This window comes from Mesorhizobium sp. WSM4815, from assembly GCF_055811575.1.
In genome coordinates this window covers 1-16,654 of record NZ_JBVVQS010000097.1, presented here as the reverse complement: position 1 = coordinate 16,654, position 16,654 = coordinate 1, and the positions used below count along the sequence as shown (strand labels likewise).

General features: G+C 62.0%; 13 protein-coding genes. 10 read left to right on the top strand and 3 right to left on the bottom strand.

The window, feature by feature from the left end; all coding sequences use genetic code 11:
* Nucleotides 1–201 precede the first annotated feature (201 nt).
* Both AC0L2B_RS19755 and AC0L2B_RS19750 read left to right on the top strand, forming a co-directional pair.
* Nucleotides 202–1,044 carry a GNAT family N-acetyltransferase gene (locus AC0L2B_RS19755; RefSeq protein WP_473746693.1) on the top strand — a complete coding sequence of 281 codons (843 nt, stop codon included), beginning with the start codon at nucleotides 202–204 and terminating at the stop codon, nucleotides 1,042–1,044.
* 30 nt (nucleotides 1,045–1,074) lie between these two features.
* Nucleotides 1,075–2,451, top strand: a complete 1,377-nt coding sequence (locus AC0L2B_RS19750) for an aminotransferase class III-fold pyridoxal phosphate-dependent enzyme (protein ID WP_473516660.1) — start codon at nucleotides 1,075–1,077, stop codon at nucleotides 2,449–2,451.
* Between the two features lie 40 nt (nucleotides 2,452–2,491).
* On the opposite strand, the gene AC0L2B_RS19745 is transcribed toward AC0L2B_RS19750, so the two are convergent.
* The 3 genes from AC0L2B_RS19745 to AC0L2B_RS19735 form a co-directional block, all read right to left on the bottom strand.
* Entirely contained in the window at nucleotides 2,492–2,968 is a 477-nt protein-coding gene (locus AC0L2B_RS19745) for an Lrp/AsnC family transcriptional regulator (protein ID WP_023798454.1), read from the bottom strand.
* Nucleotides 2,969–2,978: 10 nt separating this feature from the next.
* Complete coding sequence (locus tag AC0L2B_RS19740; protein ID WP_473746522.1) at nucleotides 2,979–4,052, bottom strand: tartrate dehydrogenase; 1,074 nt, start codon at nucleotides 4,050–4,052, stop codon at nucleotides 2,979–2,981.
* Nucleotides 4,053–4,131: 79 nt separating this feature from the next.
* Nucleotides 4,132–5,457, bottom strand: a complete 1,326-nt coding sequence (locus AC0L2B_RS19735) for an NAD(P)/FAD-dependent oxidoreductase (protein WP_473746692.1) — start codon at nucleotides 5,455–5,457, stop codon at nucleotides 4,132–4,134.
* Between the two features lie 687 nt (nucleotides 5,458–6,144).
* Here AC0L2B_RS19735 and AC0L2B_RS19730 point away from each other — a divergent pair.
* The 8 genes from AC0L2B_RS19730 (at nucleotide 6,145) to AC0L2B_RS19695 (ending at nucleotide 16,525) form a co-directional block, all read left to right on the top strand.
* A complete protein-coding gene (locus AC0L2B_RS19730; RefSeq protein ID WP_473746521.1) occupies nucleotides 6,145–7,809 on the top strand; it encodes an ABC transporter ATP-binding protein in 1,665 nt (554 codons plus the stop codon).
* A 38-nt stretch (nucleotides 7,810–7,847) separates the two neighbouring features.
* Complete coding sequence (locus AC0L2B_RS19725; protein ID WP_473746520.1) at nucleotides 7,848–9,518, top strand: peptide ABC transporter substrate-binding protein; 1,671 nt, start codon at nucleotides 7,848–7,850, stop codon at nucleotides 9,516–9,518.
* 85 nt (nucleotides 9,519–9,603) lie between these two features.
* On the top strand, nucleotides 9,604–10,554 hold the full coding sequence (locus AC0L2B_RS19720; protein ID WP_473746519.1) for an ABC transporter permease: 951 nt from the start codon (nucleotides 9,604–9,606) through the stop codon (nucleotides 10,552–10,554).
* Nucleotides 10,555–10,589: 35 nt separating this feature from the next.
* A complete protein-coding gene (locus AC0L2B_RS19715) occupies nucleotides 10,590–11,468 on the top strand; it encodes an ABC transporter permease (RefSeq protein WP_473746518.1) in 879 nt (292 codons plus the stop codon).
* A gap of 115 nt (nucleotides 11,469–11,583) precedes the next feature.
* Complete coding sequence (locus AC0L2B_RS19710) at nucleotides 11,584–12,834, top strand: NAD(P)/FAD-dependent oxidoreductase (protein WP_373420407.1); 1,251 nt, start codon at nucleotides 11,584–11,586, stop codon at nucleotides 12,832–12,834.
* Nucleotides 12,816–14,321 (top strand): threonine synthase, encoded by a 1,506-nt coding sequence (gene thrC, locus AC0L2B_RS19705; protein ID WP_473746517.1) that lies wholly within the window; start codon nucleotides 12,816–12,818, stop codon nucleotides 14,319–14,321. Before AC0L2B_RS19710 ends, thrC begins: the two co-directional genes overlap by 19 nt.
* Before the next feature lie 33 nt (nucleotides 14,322–14,354).
* On the top strand, nucleotides 14,355–15,299 hold the full coding sequence (locus AC0L2B_RS19700; RefSeq protein ID WP_473746516.1) for a homoserine kinase: 945 nt from the start codon (nucleotides 14,355–14,357) through the stop codon (nucleotides 15,297–15,299).
* Between the two features lie 38 nt (nucleotides 15,300–15,337).
* Entirely contained in the window at nucleotides 15,338–16,525 is a 1,188-nt protein-coding gene (locus tag AC0L2B_RS19695) for a glycine C-acetyltransferase (protein WP_473746691.1), read from the top strand.
* Nucleotides 16,526–16,654: the final 129 nt, after the last annotated feature.

The following is a 16,654-nucleotide window of genomic DNA, read 5'->3' as shown; positions in this document are numbered from 1 at the left end:
ATCGCCGGTTTGGCAGAGAGTTGCGCCAGGAGTCCTTTCGAGCTTTGGGAGCGGCGCGGCCTGTCGGCCTTGCTTCGGCAGAAGATGCGGCGCGAGCGGCGAAGGATAGTGAAAACGCGTCGCGCCTGGCTGCCGGTCGGGAGGAACTGCTGTCTTTGTTCGTCTACCGTCAGCACTGAAGACGAAGGCTGGAAATTCATCATGACCACACAACAGATCATCCTTGAAGAGATGACACCGGGGCACCTGGAAGGCGCTGTCGAGTTGTCTCGCCAAGTCAATTGGCCGCATCGTCGCGAGGATTGGGAACTGGCCCAGTCGGTCAGCCAGGGGATCGTCGCCCTGGAAGAAGAACGCGTGGTGGCGACGATCATGATGACCCCCTACGGCGACAATACCGCCGCCATCAACATGGTGATCGTCGATGCGGCGATGCGCGGCCGCGGACTCGGCCGAAAGATGATGGAAGAGGCGCTGGCCAAGGCGGGTGAGCGCACCTGTTGCCTGACGGCGACACAGGAAGGCCTGCCGCTCTATGAGAAGCTGGGCTTCGTCACGACTGGCGAGATCGTGCAGCATCAGGGCGAGGCGTTGGCAGTTTCGGCGCCGGCCCGTGTATCCTGGGCAGAGAGCGGCGATCTTGCCCGCCTTGAGGTGCTGGATCGCGAGGCATTTGGCCATGACCGATCGGCGCTGATGAAACGGGTTTTCGAGCGCGCGAAGCTCGCTGTCATTCGCGATGAAGGCGTTGCCCAGGCCTTTTCCGCCATCCGGCCATTCGGCCGGGGGCTGGTCATCGGCCCGGTGGTGGCGAGAAACGGTACCGAGGCCAAGGCACTGATCGACTTTCTGCTCGCCCATCATCGGGGCAAGTTCGTGCGTGTCGACACCGACGTCTCAACGGATCTTGCTGAATGGCTCACCGGGCGCGGGCTGGCGCATGTCGGCGGCGGGATCGCGATGCGACGCTCCATAGCCACGCACAAAGAAAGCAAGCCGGCGCATCATCGCACATATGCGTTGGTCAGTCAGGCACTTGGTTAAATCAGGCAATCGGTTGAATCGGAGGAAGAAATGCTGGCAAATTCACTGATCGAACTCGATCGCGCGCATCTGGTTCACCCGTTTTCATGCTATCGGAGCCACGAGGAGACGGGCGTGCGGGTGCTCAAATCCGCCAAGGGCGCAACGGTGACCGATGCAAGCGGGAAAACCCTGCTCGACGGATTCGCCGGTCTATGGTGTGTAAACATCGGCTACGGCCAGGAAAGTGTCGTTGAAGCAGCCGCAAAGCAGCTAAGAGAGCTTCCCTATGCGACGGGATATTTCGGGCTGGGGTCCGAGCCTGCCATTCGCCTTGCTGCCAGGCTTGCCGAACTGGCGCCCGGCGATCTGAACCATGTCTATTTCACGCTTGGCGGCTCCGACGCAATCGACAGCACGATCCGCTTCATTCGCTATTACTACCATGCCAAGGGCACGCCGCAAAAGGACCAGTTCATCTCGGTCGAGCATGGCTACCATGGCTCCTCGACGGCAGGGTCAGGCCTGACCGCAATTCCGGCTTTCCATGCAGGTTTCGGCGTGCCTTACGACTGGCAGCACAAGATTCCCTCGCACTACGCCTATCGCAATCCGGTCGGTTCCGACCCGCAGGCGATCATCGATGCATCCGTCGCGGCCCTGCGCGCCAAAATCGCGGAACTCGGTGCTGGCCGCGTTGCGGCCTTCTACGCCGAACCCATCCAGGGTTCGGGCGGTGTCCTCGTTCCACCGACAGGTTGGCTGAAGGCTCTGCACGCCGTGTGCAAGGAACACGACATCCTGTTCGTTGTCGACGAAGTTATCACTGCCTTTGGCCGCACCGGCCCCCTCTTCGCCTGCGAGGAAGACGAGGTCGTGCCGGATCTCATGACCACGGCGAAGGGACTGACCTCCGGCTACGTGCCTATGGGCGCCGTCTTCATCTCGGACCATGTGTACAATACGATCGCGGACGGAGCCGGCAAAGCGCCTGTCGGCCATGGCTATACTTATTCGGCCCATCCCGTGAGCGCGGCAGTCGGGCTCGAATGCCTGCGTCTCTACGAAGACGGCTTGCTCGAGAATGGGCGCAAGGCCGGCAAGCGCTTGATGGCAGGCCTTCGCTCGCTCGCCGACCACCCGCTGGTTGGCGACATTCGCGGTCGCGGCATGCTGGCAGCAATCGAGTTGGTCACCGACAAGGATCGCAAGACGCCGCTGCCGGCGGCGGCCGATCCGGGGCGCCGCATCTTCGAGCGCGCGTGGGCGAACGGCCTTGTCATCCGCGCCTTCAACAGCGGCATTCTCGGCTTTGCGCCGCCGCTCTGCTGCACCGATGACGATATTGATGGAATCCTCGAACGCACCCGGATGACCCTGGATCAAACCCTCGAGGACCTGGACGTGCGGTCGGCGATAAAGGGATGATCGTCCGGGCTGCCGCCGCATGCACGCGGCAGCCTCTTTCTCATCTGTCGAATATCGCGTCGAGAGGCAAATGGGATTTGACGATCGGTGACTTCAGCACGACGAAGCTGAAATATTTGTCGATTCCGATATCCAGTTCGATCATGCGCTCCATGATCGTCTGGTACTCGCTGATGCCCGCTGTGACAAACTTCACAAGATAGTCGTAACCGCCTGAAACCAGGTGGCATTCGATAACAGAATCGACCTTCTGGATTGCGGTGAGAAATCTCGCGAAGTCGTTCTGCTGGTGGTGCTTGAGCGTGACTTCGGTGAAGATCGTCAGAGTCTGCCCGAGCTTGGACACATCGATCTGGGCGGAATAGCCGGTGATGAAGCCTTCCGTCTGAAGCTTCTTCACCCGCATCAGGCAAGGGCTCGGTGAAAGGTTCACCAGGTCGGCGAGCTCGACATTCGTGACCCGCCCGTTCTTCTGCAGTTGGGATAAGATCTTGATGTCGATCTTGTCGAGCTTCATTGGAAACCTGTCAAACGTTGGAACCGCGGATCGTCCGGCAGACGGCGTCCGTCACCTCCTGCGTGGTCGCTGTCCCTCCGACGTCCGGCGTCAGCACGCCCTCACTCGTCACCGATTCCACAGCGTTCATCAACCGGACGGCCGCTGCGCTCTCGCCCAGATGTTCGAGCATCTGGGCAGCGGTCCAGAAGGTGGCGACCGGGTTGGCAATACCCTTGCCGGCGATGTCGAATGCCGAGCCGTGAATTGGCTCGAACATCGAGGGATAGCGCCGCTCGGGATCAATGTTGGCGGTCGGTGCAACGCCGAGGCTGCCCGCGAGCGCGCCCGCAAGGTCCGACAATATGTCGGCGTGGAGATTGGTGGCGACGATCGTATCGAGGCTCCGCGGTTTCAACGTCATACGCACTGTCATAGCATCGACCAACATCTTGTCCCAGGAGACGTCCGGAAATTCCGGCGCGACCTCGGCTGCGATTTCGTCCCACATTACCATGCCGTGACGCTGCGCGTTGGATTTTGTAACGACTGTCAGGAGCTTTCGCGGCCGTGACTGCGCCAGCCGGAATGCATAGCGCATGATGCGGGTGACGCCGACGCGCGTGAAGATCGCGACCTCGGTTCCGACCTCCTCGGGGAGGCCGCGATGGGCTCGGCCGCCGTGGCCCGAATACTCGCCCTCGGAATTCTCCCGCACGATCACCCAATCCAGATCGCCAGGGCCAACGCCCGCCAGCGGCGAAACAATGCCGGGCAATATCCTGGTCGGCCGCACGTTGGCGTATTGATCAAAGCCTTGGCAGATCGGCAGCCGGAGGCCCCAGAGCGTGATGTCGTCGGGCACATCGGGAGCGCCTACCGCGCCAAAGAAGATGGCGTCGAAGCGCTTCAGTTGCGCCACCCCATCTTCGGGCATCATCCGACCATGCGCCTTGTAGTAGTCTGAGCCCCAGTCGAAGTGCTGGACGCGCAGCTTGAAGTCGCCGCAGCGCCGCTGCAGCGCCTCAAGCGCCTGGAGACCGGCGGCAATGACCTCTGGGCCGATCCCGTCGGCAGGAATGGCGGCAATCTCATATTCGCGCATCGTCACTTTCCCTTCAGTGCTGGCCGCCTCGCGGCCTCGATCGCGTGTGCGACCTGATGTAGCTTGGCAAACGGTCTTCTCAGAATTCAGCGACCTTGCCCCACGCAGCTGTCTTCAGACGCTCCGGCCTATAGGGACGCGGATCGACGATCGGCTCGCTGCCGGTGATGATATCGGCGATCATATGCCCAGCGCCGGGGCCGATCCCGAAGCCGTGGCCGCTGAATCCCGCGGCGAGAAGAAAGCCCGGAATCCCCTCCACTTCACCAATTGCCGGGACGCCATCGGGCGTGCTGTCGACATAGCCCGCCCAAGCATGAGAAATCGCGACGCGCTGGAACTCGGGCAGCAATTCGCAGGCTCTTTGATAGGTCAGGCGAATCTGCCTCATGTCAGGTTTGGGGTCGAGAATCCGATTCCGTTCCATTGGTGTCACGTCGTCAACTGCCCATTTCCTCAGGCTTTCATGACCTTGACGCCAGCCCTCGAACGCTCCCGGGGCCAGACTGCGCCAGCGGCGGGCGAACATCGGCACGAACTCGCGGCTGAACCTGAGCTGCTGCGGCGTTGGATCGACTCGCGCCCGCCCGCTGATCGCCAGCGCGTATCCGCCGTTGCTGCGCCGCGTCAGCGAGACGCGCGCGGTATGCAGGGCATCCGGCAGGCCTTCTGCTCCCGGCGCTACGGCTAGAATGGACTGACGCACGGCAGCTTGCGGGAAACGGATACCAAGCTGGTTGCAGAAGGAAGAAGCCCACGCGCCTCCGGCCATGACCACGGTCGTCGTCCGGATGGTTCCGGCTTCTGTAACGACGCCGCTGACCCGGCCGGCGCTCAGTTCCAGCCCGCGCGCCGCGCAATTCTGATGCACGGTGCTGCCGGCCACCATGATGCCGCGCGCGGCAACCGGCACCGCCTTTGAAGGATCCGCCGTTCCGTCAGTTGGCGAGAACACGCCGCCTTTCCATTTGCGGCCGGTCGCCTTGCCGCGCTCGGTGGCTTCTTGCGCGCTCAGCACATGCGTCGTGACGCCAACCGTCCTTGCGAAATCGCGCCACTTTGCCCAGCCTGCCAACTCGTTTTCGTCCTGCGAGAGATAGAGCAGGCCGCAGCGGCGGAAGCCGGTGTCCTCGCCGGTCTCCTGCGCCACTTTTTCCCAGAGATCGAGGCTCCTGGTTGCCATCGGCAACTCGCGTGCGTCACGGTTCTGCTGACGGCACCAGCCCCAGTTGCGGCTGGACTGTTCGGCGGCAACGCGCCCCTTCTCCAGCAGGGCAACGCTGATGCCGCGGCGTGCGAGATAATAGGCCGTGAATACGCCGACCACGCCGCCGCCGATGACGACGACGTCCGCCTCGCGAGGCAGGGATGGGCTGGACTCGATGTGAATGAGCGGTGCGGGCATGGATGGGACTCCGGTAATTTGATGCATCCTAGCCTGCGGCCCGCAGAGGCAGGCTGCGGAGTTCATGCCTGGACGGAATTTCCTGCGGTTTGCAGCCCATAGAACAGGCAATCGTTGCCGAAAAGCGCTCGCTGGCCCCAACCTCGCAGGGGCAAGCAGGAGTGCACTTCATCCAGTCGCGTGATCTGCGGCATGGGCTTTTCGGGACGCGGCGCGCAGTGACGCAAGGCCTTTCGCGCACAAATTAGCGGACGAAGGACCTGGTTGTCTGATCCCGGTTTCTGCGCCGGCACCGGAGCAGAGTGAAATGCCGTACCTGACGTTCTTTTCAGAAGTTCCTGCCGCCCGAGGGGCAAATTTCGACGACTATGCGGATACAGAACAGTCAAACTGGCTGAAAGAACGGAGCAACCTTTCCTTATAGGGGGTAAGCTCCAGAGGACTTCCGGTAGGCAGGGCTTACGCCTTCGGAGAGTTCTCCAACAAAAGGGAACAGTGTCCGGTCCACGGACCGAATTTCATCAAGGGAGCCGCCAGGATGAGCAGAATCCGTCTCTCGCAGCCTCAGCGCTCGAAGCGCCGAGATGACCAGACGACGGACGCTATGGTGAGGCGCTTCTGCTCAAAGCGCGATGATGTGGTCCGCAACAGCGTGGACCCGCTCGGTTCAAACGGGAGATGATCGCAATGGTCGCAACGATCCAGCCTGTAGCCCCCGCCGATGTGGCGCTTTCGGTGCGCGACCTCACGGTGAATTTGCCGAAAGGCATGGAACGGACTTATGCCGTCGAGAACATCTCCTTTGATCTGAAACGCGGCCAGATCCTGTGCGTCATTGGCGAATCCGGATCCGGCAAGTCGGTCACCGCGAACGCCATCATGGGGCTACTGCCCAACGTGATCCGCGTCTCCTCGGGCGCCATCCACCTCGATGGAATGAACATCGTAGGCATGCCGCAGGACAAGCTGCGCAGCCTGCGCGGCCGAGTGGTGTCGATGATCTTCCAGGACCCGCTGTCGGCGCTCAATCCGTTGATGACCGTGGGCGCACAGATTGACGAGGTCATGGCGGCGCACGGCGTCGGCACTGCCAAATCCCGTCGCGGCCGGGCTATCGAGTTGCTGACCGAGGTGGGGCTGCCTGACCCGGAACTCATGTACCACCAGTATCCGTTCCGCCTCTCCGGCGGGCAGCGGCAGCGGGTGATGATCGCCATGGCGCTGGCGCTCGAGCCAACGATCCTGATCGCGGATGAACCGACCACCGCGCTCGACGTGACCACCCAGGCGCAGATTCTCGAGCTGATCCGCGACATTCAGCGCCGCAAGGGAATGAGCGTCATGTTCATTACCCATGACTTCGGGGTGGTGGCCGAGATCGCAGACAGCGTCGTCGTGATGGAGAAGGGTCACATCGTCGAGCAGGGTAGCGCTCAACAGGTCCTGAAGTCGCCGGGCCATCCCTACACAAGGCGCCTTATCGCAGCCGTCCCGCACCTGACCGGTGAGGACCGCGTTCCCCTGGAGAAGGCCGACAAAGCGCCGATCCTGAAGGTCGAAGGCCTGATGAAGACCTACCGCAGCGGCAGTTCCCTGTTCAGCGCGCAGCGCGTCGTGCCCGCGGTCAACGAGGTCTCGTTCGATCTGGCGCCCGGGCGCACGCTGGGCGTTGTCGGCGAAAGCGGTTCCGGCAAATCGTCGCTTGGTCGGCTTTTGATCAAGCTGCTGGACAGCGACGGCGGCGGGATTCTGTTCGAGGGCCGCGACATCGCCACGCTTTCCGAAGCCGAGTTCCGCCCGCTGCGGCCGCGGGTCCAGATGATCTTCCAGGATCCGTTTGCCTCGCTCAACCCGCGCTCGACGATCGGCCACATCCTGACCGTTGGCCCGGTCGCGCACGGGACGCCCTATGCCAAGGCGCGTGAAGAGGCGAAAGCGCTCCTGGCTCACGTCGGCCTCGATGCCGGCGCCTTTGATCGCTTTCCGCATGAATTTTCCGGTGGCCAGCGCCAGCGCATCGGCATCGCCCGGGCACTGATGTTCAAGCCGAAGCTGCTGATCGCCGATGAGGCGGTGTCGGCGCTCGACGTGTCGATCCAGGCCCAGATCCTGCAGCTGCTCGACCAGATCCAGCGGGAGACCGGCGTTTCGATGATCTTCATCACCCACGATTTGCGCGTCGCCAGCCAGATCTGCGACGAAATCGCGGTGATGCAGAAAGGGCGGATCGTCGAACGCGGTCCGCCATCGCAAATCTTCCTCGACCCGCAATCAGCCTACACACGTGAGCTGGTGGCGGCGATTCCTGGAGAGCAGCCGGGGTCTACCCGTCCGGTTGCAGCAAATGGGTAAGAGCCACGGCGGATACCGCCAGAACAAGGGGAATTCCAATGACTGAACGCTCAAACACCAAATCAAGCTACTCGCGCCGCGATGCACTGCGATTGATGGCGATAGGCGGGGCTGCAGGCCTTATTGCGCCGAATCTGTTGGGCAAGCCCGCCTTCGCCCAGAACCCGCCAGCGAGCCCAACCGGCCGTGTCATCGTCGGACTTTCGCAGGAACCTACCGTCTTCAATCCACTGATGCCGCATACCGAAGTCGACGACGCTTTGCATTTCTCGGTGTTTGATGCGCTCGTTCGCATGGACCCCAAAGGCGTTCTTCAGCCCAATCTTGTAGTCGAAGTGCCGAGCCAAAAGAACGGCGGCATTTCGGAGGACGGTCTCACCTGGCGCATTCGCCTGCGTGACGATGTCCGCTGGCACGACGGCGAGCCCTTCACGGCCGAGGACGTGAAGTTCACGCTCGAGCTCATCACCAATCCGAAATTCCGCGCGTGGCGCACGGCCGGCCATTCGCTGGTGCGCGACATCAAGGTGGTCTCGCCGACCGAGCTGACCTGGCGGATGGAGGAGGCTTTCGCCCCCTATTTGTCGTTTCTCGCCGAAACCTTCATGGTTCCCAAGCACATACTTGAAAAGGAGGCCGACCCCAACGCCGCCGCCTTCAATCAGGCGCCTGTCGGCACTGGCGCATTCAAGTGGGCGCAGCGCATTGCCGGCGATCATATCGAACTCGTCGCGAACACGGACTATGTGGGGGAAGGCCCCTATTTGGAGCGGCTCGTCTTCAAATACATCCCCGACATGACGGTGCTCTACACCCAGTTCAAGAGCGGCGACATCGATCTTGTCGACCAGGCATACATAACCGCCGACCACTACGCGGAAGCCAGCGCACTATCGGAGCGTGTGGTCAAGCTGGAGCCTGGGGCATCGGTCGAGTCCATCTATCTCAATCTTGAGAAGCCGCAATTCAAGGACCCGGCGGTCCGCCAGGCGCTCTACGCGGCAATCGACAGGACAGCGATCCTCGAAGCACTTTATTACGGGATCCACAAACCGACCGAGACGTTCATGCCGCAGAGTTCCTACTACTACAATCCGAACCTGCCGGCACAGGAGTTCAACCTCGAGCGCGCGGGCCAGATCCTCGACGAGGCCGGCTGGGTACCCGGAGCCGATGGAATACGGGTGAAGGACGGGGTGCGTCTGTCGTTCGCCAACTCCACGACCTCGGGCAACAATCTGCGTGAGCAGACGCAGCAGTTCCTGCAGCAGACATTCGCCGAAATCGGCGTCGAGATGACCATATCGAACCTGCCGGGGGCGGTCATGTGGGGCGATTTCTGGCTCAAATCGCAGTTCGAGTCAGCCATCTCCGGTGTAACCAATGTCATCGCGGGCGACCCCGACGTTACTAACCGCCTGCACAGCAAGGCGATCGTCGCCAAGGGCGGAAAGGGCTCGAACACCGGCCAATACTCCAACCCGGAGGTCGATGCGCTGCTCGAGAAGGGCGCCCGCACCTTCGATCGGGAACAGCGCCGCGCCGTCTATCTGCGCGTGCAGGAAATCGTCCGTCAGGATCTGCCGTTCCTGCCTCTGTTTGCCTATACCAACGTGTTCGGCCGCAAGGAAGGGCTGGAGGGTTTTGAGGCAAATTCCAACACCCGCGTCGCATCCTGGCATGCCGCCGGATGGCATTGGAAGGGCTGACATCCATACGCCGCCGCCTCGCGGCGGCGGCCAGTCATCGGCCCTGTCTTGAATGAGGGGCGCTGTCTTGAAAGAGGAGAGATGAATGCGCGGCTTCCTGCTCAACCGGCTCTCACAGAGCCTCATCCTGCTCCTGATCGTCTCGGTCATCGGCTTCCTCGTGCTGAACCTGCTGCCGGGCGGGCCGCTGGCGCAATTCGGGCTCGATCCCGGCATGACGCAGGACGATCTCGAGCGACTGAAAGAGCAATTGGGGCTGAACCGTCCGCTTTTGGTGCAATATTTCGACTGGGCCTGGCGGCTTCTCCAGGGCGACTGGGGCCACTCATTCCGCGACGGCACGCCTGTGCTGGCTGTGATTGGCCGGCACGTCCCTGCGACGCTGCTGTTGATGGGGACGTCCACCGCAATTGCGATCGCCATCGGCACCTGGATCGGCATTCGTGGCGCCACGCACCGCTATTCGCTGTTCGACTATATGGCGACGATCGGAGCCATGGTCGCGCTGTCAATCCCGACCTTCTGGTTCGGGCTCGTCGGCATCTACGTCTTCTCCCTGCAGCTGGGCTGGCTGCCTGCAGGCAACATGTACACGATCGGTGACGGTTCGATCCTGAACTACCTGCATCACCTGATACTGCCTAGCATCGTGCTGTCGCTGGTGCATGTCGCGATCTGGAGCCGCTACATGCGCACGGCGACGCTCGACGCCATCAGCCAGGATTTCGTCAAGACCGCCCGCGCCAAAGGCCTGAGCGAACGCCGAGTCATCATGAAGCACGTCGTCGGCAATGCGCTTTTGCCGATGATCACACTGGCCGGGGTGCAGCTTCCCAGCATCCTGACCGGCGCGCTGGTGACGGAGACAGTGTTTACCTGGCCGGGGATGGGTCGACTGTTCCTGGACAGCCTAGGCTACAGCGACTACCCGGTCGTGATGGGACTGCTGATGTTCTCGGCCATTCTCGTTATTCTGGGCAACCTGATCGCAGATATTGCCGTAGCGATCGTCGACCCGCGTATTCGTCTGGGTTGAGCGCGTAACCTCACACCCAACAGGAGGCACCCGAAATGACCGCTCTCGTCGCAAATGTAGGACCAAGCCGCTGGTGGCGCAGCCGCACCGTGCGTCGTTTCACGAGCCATCATCTGGCGTTGCTGGGGGTGGTGATGATCACCCTTCTGACGCTGGCATGCGTCTTCGGCCCGCATCTCCTGCCCTATGATTCCCTCTACATCGATTTGCGCGCCCGCTTTTCACCACCGCTGACCGGCTACCACTATCTCGGGACCGATCCTTTGGGGCGGGACGTGGCGGCGCGACTGTTGATGGCGGGGAGGACCTCATTGCTGGTGGCTTTCTCTGCCATGCTGCTGTCGACGATGATCGGAACGCTCGTCGGTGTGATCGCGGGCTACCGCGGCGGCTGGATCGGCGCAGCGCTGATGCGCACGGTCGACGGCTTCCTGTCATTCCCCTCCATCTTCCTGCTGCTTGCCTTGGCCGCGGCACTCAAGCCGAGCCCGGCTATGGTCACCGTCATCGTCGCTATCACCAGCTGGATGGAGGTAGCCCGAATTGTCGAGGCCGAGGTGCGGTCTTTGCGCGAGCGCGAGTTTGTGCTGGCCGGGCGCATGCTGGGGCTTAGCGGTGCGCATATCATGTTCCGCGAAATCCTGCCCAACGCCATGGGCCCGATCATCGTGGCCGCGACGCTGACAGTTGCGCACGCTATTCTCCTGGAAGCCTACATCAGCTTCCTGGGCTATGGCATTCAGCCGCCGCTGCCCAGCTGGGGCAACATGCTCGAGGGCGCCCAGCAGTATCTGGACAGTGCGCCCTGGCTGGCGATCATTCCCGGCGCCGCCATCACCATCGCCGTGACAAGCTTCAATTTCATCGGCGACGGGTTGCGCGATGCGCTCGACGTGCGGGACGACCGTGTCTGACCTCGCCGGCATGGACCGACCCAGCCTCCTGAAACCGCAACGAGAAGTCCCTCACGTGCACGAGCCCAAAGTCGCCAACAAGAGCACACCCTACTGGTGGGAAGCGGCGCCCGTCATGCCGCTGCCGCCGCAGCCCCTGGCGAGGACAGTCGATGTGGCGATCGTCGGCGCCGGTTATGCCGGGCTTTCGGCCGGGCTTGCGCTGGCGCGCGAGGGGCGCTCGGTTGCCGCTTTTGATGCGATGAATCCGGGGGAGGGGGCCTCGTCGCGCAATGGCGGAATTACCAGCGGGAGCATCCGGCTGGACTACGCCACGATCACCCGGCGCTTCGGCGAAGAAAAAGCCATGGCGATCGAGGCCGAGGGCAAGGTCGCGCGCGAATTCCTTTACGACTTCATCAAGTCGGAAAAGCTCGACTGCGACTTTCAACCGGTTGGCCTGTTCAAGGGCGCCATCGGATATGAACAGTACGAGAAGATGGCCCGCGGCGCCGAGGCGTTAGCAAGGAAACTGGGGATCGAATCCTACGCTGTTCCATATGCAAAGCAGCGCGACTACGTCGGCACCGACTTCTATCGCGGCGGCATGGTCAGGATGGACATCGGCGGGCTGCACCCGGCCAAGTTCCACGCGGAGCTCCTGCGGGTGGCGCTCGCTTCGGGACTGGCGGTGCATTCGAACACGCCCGTGACCTCGATTGAAAGGGATGGCTCGGGGTTCCGCGTCGCCACTTCGGCCGGAACGGTGCAGGCGCGGCAGGTGCTGGTCTGCACAAATGGCTACACCGACGGCGCCAATCCCTTCCTGCGCCGCCGGCTGGTGCCGGTTCGCAGCCGGATCATTGCCACCGAGGAACTCGCGCCTGAGCTGATGGCGCGCCTGATGCCGAAGCGGATGATGATGGGTGAGGGCCGCGAGCTTGGCTTCTATTATCGCCCTTCGCCGGACGGCAGACGCATTTTGCTCGGCGGGCGCGACAGCTCGCGTGCAGGCGATCCGGCAGCCCCGACGCTGCGTTTGCGCAACGGGCTGGGCGAAATTTTCCCAGAACTGGAGAACGTTCGTCTTTCGCATAGCTGGTTCGGCAATGTGGCGATGCACCGTGACATGCTGCCCAGGATCTTCGAGAAGGATGGCGTGGTCTATGCCACCGGATTCTGCGGTTCGGGCGTGGTCTGGGCGCCATGGGTCGGCACACGTGCGGCTCACAAGCTGATGGGGCACGGCGAGCAGGCGCGCACCGCGTTCGACTTTCGGCCGCCCGCGGCCGTCCCGTTCTATCGCGGCAATCCGTGGTTCATCCCGGCCGTTATCAAGGGCTACGCCCTGCAGGACCGTATCGCCTGGTGGCGCGCCAGCCGCTGAAGGCCGAACGGTTGGCGGTCTATCGACCCTTGCCGAACGATAGCGGCAACAAGGAACAGCATCACATGCACTACATCTCCACGCGCGGCCATCCCGAACGCAGGAAGTTTTGCGAGATTCTGCTTGAAGGTCTCGCCCCGGATGGCGGCCTCTATGTGCCTGAGGTCTACCCTCGGCTGGATGATGCCACGCTGGATCGGTGGCGGGGCTTGTCCTACCCGGTGCTCGCCTTTGAAATCCTGTCGCTCTACATCGACGATATTCCGCCCGCTGACCTGAAGGCCATCTGTGCAAAGACCTACAGGCCCGAGGTTTTTGGGACCGCCAGGATCGCGCCCGTGCGAACGCTTGAGAGCGGTCTCCATGTGGCGGAACTGTCGAACGGTCCCACCCTGGCGTTCAAGGACATGGCGATGCAGTTGCTCGGCAATTTGCTCGAGTATGAACTGGCGCGGCGGGGTGTGGAGCTGAATATCCTCGGGGCAACCAGTGGCGACACGGGCAGCGCGGCGGAATATGCCATGCGCGGCAAGAAGGGCATCCGCGTCTTCATGATGTCGCCGCACGGACGCATGAGCGCCTTCCAGCAAGCCCAGATGTTCAGCCTGCAGGACGACAACATTCACAACATTGCCATCGAAGGGGTGTTCGACGATTGCCAGGACATCGTGAAAGCCGTGTCGGGCGATGCTGACTTCAAGAGGCGCCACCGGATCGGCGCCGTCAATTCGATCAACTGGGCCCGGCTGGTCGCTCAGGTGGTGTATTACTTCTCTGCCTATTTTCAGGTGACTGAAGAGAATTCGTCAGAGGTCGACTTTGCCGTTCCCTCGGGCAATTTCGGCAACGTCTGCGCCGGTCATGTTGCGCGTATGATGGGACTTCCCATTTCCCGTCTCCTCATTGCGACCAACGAGAACGACGTGCTCGATGAGTTTTTCCGCACTGGGGTGTATCGCGTGCGGGGCCGGGCAGATACCTATGAAACCTCGAGCCCATCCATGGACATTTCCAAGGCCTCCAATCTCGAGCGTTTCGTGTTCGACTTGCTCGGTCGCGACGCCAGCCGGACGAGATCGCTGTTCGACGATCAACTGCGCGAAAGCGGGTCGTTCGATCTCAGCGGGGATCCGGCCTTCGGGACGGCGGCGGACCATTTTGGTTTCCGCAGCGGGAAGAGCACCCACGCCGACCGGTTGCAGACGATCCGTGACGCGTGGCACCGCTTCAACGCGCTGATCGATCCACACACTGCAGACGGCATGAAGGTCGCGCGCGAGCATTCGGTTTCGGATGTGCCGATGATCGTGCTCGAGACGGCCCTGCCGGTCAAATTTGCGGAGACCATCAGAGAGGCCCTGGGCCGAGAGCCAGTTCCTCCGCAACGGTTCGACGGCATAGAGGGTTTGCCGAGACGGTTCAAACTGCTTTCCGCCGATGCACAGACCGTGAAGACCTACATCGCTGAAACGCTGCAGGCTTGCTGAAAGGCTGCTTCCACGACCGGGACCTCTTTCGCCATGGCCGTATATACCGAGTTGTCACCTAACGAAGTCGCAACTTTCTTTCAGGCTCTGGGCCTGGGACAGCCGAACTCCGTTCGCGGCAGCGCGAGCGGAATTGAGAACACGAACTACTTTGTCGACACCGAGGCAGGCGAATATGTGCTGACCCTGTTCGAGCGGCTCACATTCGAGCAATTGCCCTTCTACCTTCACCTGATGAAGCACCTTGCGGCGCGGCGAATGCCGGTCCCGGATCCGGTTGCCAACGTCAGAGGCGAAATCCTTCACACGCTGAAAGGCCGGCCTGCCGTGATCGTCAACAGGCTTCCTGGCGAGAGCGTGACGGCGTCGACAGAGTCGCATTGTCGCGCTGTCGGGGAGATCCTGGCGCGAATGCACGTGACCGGGAGCGATTACCCACGGCGGCAGGCTAATCCGCGCGGCCTCGAATGGTGGAACGCGGTGGTGCCGGTGGTCGGCCGATGCGTATCTGAGGGACAGCGCTCGCTGCTCACGAGCGAACTGGCCTTTCAGAACCAGATCGCCGTGTCCTCCACCTACGAGGAACTCCCAAGCGGGCCGGTGCACGCTGATCTCTTTCGTGACAACGTGTTGTTTGAAGGTGGTCACCTGACCGGCGTCTTCGATTTCTACTTCGCCGGATGCGACACCTTTCTTTTCGATATAGCCGTGTGCCTCAATGACTGGTGCGTCGATAGTGGCACCGGCCGCCAAGACACTAAGCAAGTTGCCGCCTTTCTCGGCGCGTATGAGTCAGTTCGCGCGCTCACTGGACCCGAACGCCTATTGCTTCCTGCGATGCAGCGCGCTGGAGCATTTCGTTTTTGGTTATCGCGTCTCTGGGATCTGTACCAGCCCCGGGAAGCTGCGCTCCTCAAAGCACACGATCCAAGCCACTTCGAGCGCATGTTGCGCGTGCTCCGGGGAGAAGTCGCATGAGCAAGACCGCGAAGATCACCAATGGAAATGGAAGCACGATGGCACCGACTCTCAAAGACCACGTTGGCGAGCTGCTTTCGCAGATCGAGACGGAGGGCCTGTACAAGCGCGAGCGAGTCATCACCTCGCCCCAGTCGTCCGAAATCGAGGTTGGCGGCCGCAAGCTGCTCAATTTCTGCGCCAACAACTATCTCGGCCTCGCCGACAGCGAAGAGCTGCGCGAAGCGGCGAAGGCCGCGCTCGACCGATACGGCTACGGCATGGCCTCGGTGCGCTTCATCTGCGGCACACAAGAGGAACACAAGCAGCTCGAGGCAAAGATATCGAGCTTCCTCGGTATGGAGGACACAATCCTCTACGGTTCCTGCTTCGACGCCAATGGCGGTCTGTTCGAGACGCTGCTTTCCGAGGAGGACGCGGTCATTTCCGACGCGCTGAACCACGCCTCGATCATCGACGGCGTCAGGCTCTCCAAAGCAAAACGCTTTCGCTATGCCAACAACGACATGGCGGCGCTCGAGGAGGAATTGAAGAAGTCCGAAGGCAGCCGCTTCAAGCTGATCGCCACCGATGGTGTATTTTCCATGGACGGCATCATCGCCAATCTGAAGGGCGTCTGCGATCTCGCCGACAAGTACAATGCCATGGTGATGGTCGACGACAGCCATGCCGTCGGCTTCGTCGGCAAGAACGGGCGCGGCTCGGCCGAGCATTGCGGCGTCGAGGGCAGGGTGGATATCATCACCGGCACGCTCGGCAAGGCATTGGGCGGCGCCTCGGGCGGCTACACGGCGGCGAGCAGGCCGGTGGTCGAATGGCTGCGCCAGCGCTCGCGTCCCTATCTGTTTTCCAACACGCTGATGCCTGCTATCGCCGGGGCCTCGCTGAAGGTGCTGGACATGATCGAGCAGGGCGGCGGCTTGCGCCGCCGGCTCTACGACAACGCCTCGCGCTTCCGCGCCAACATGGAAAAAGCGGGCTTCACGCTGGCGGGAGCCGACCACCCGATCATTCCGGTGATGATCGGCGATGCCGCGCTGGCTTCGCAAATGGCCGACATGCTGCTTGAGCGCGGCATCTACGTGATCGGCTTTTCCTTCCCCGTCGTGCCGAAGGGCCAGGCGCGCATCCGCACGCAAATGTCGGCCGCCCATTCCAGCGCCGATATCGACCGCGCGGTCGAGGCGTTCGGCGCGGTCGGGCGCGAACTTGGTGTGATTTCCTGAACGACCGGAACCGAAAAGAGATTCCGGATCAAGAGTTTCAAGGGAAAAAAGAATGTCGAACATGATGAAGGCGCTGGTCAAGGCCAAGGCCGAGCCGGGCATCTGGATGGAAGAAGTGCCGGTGCCGGA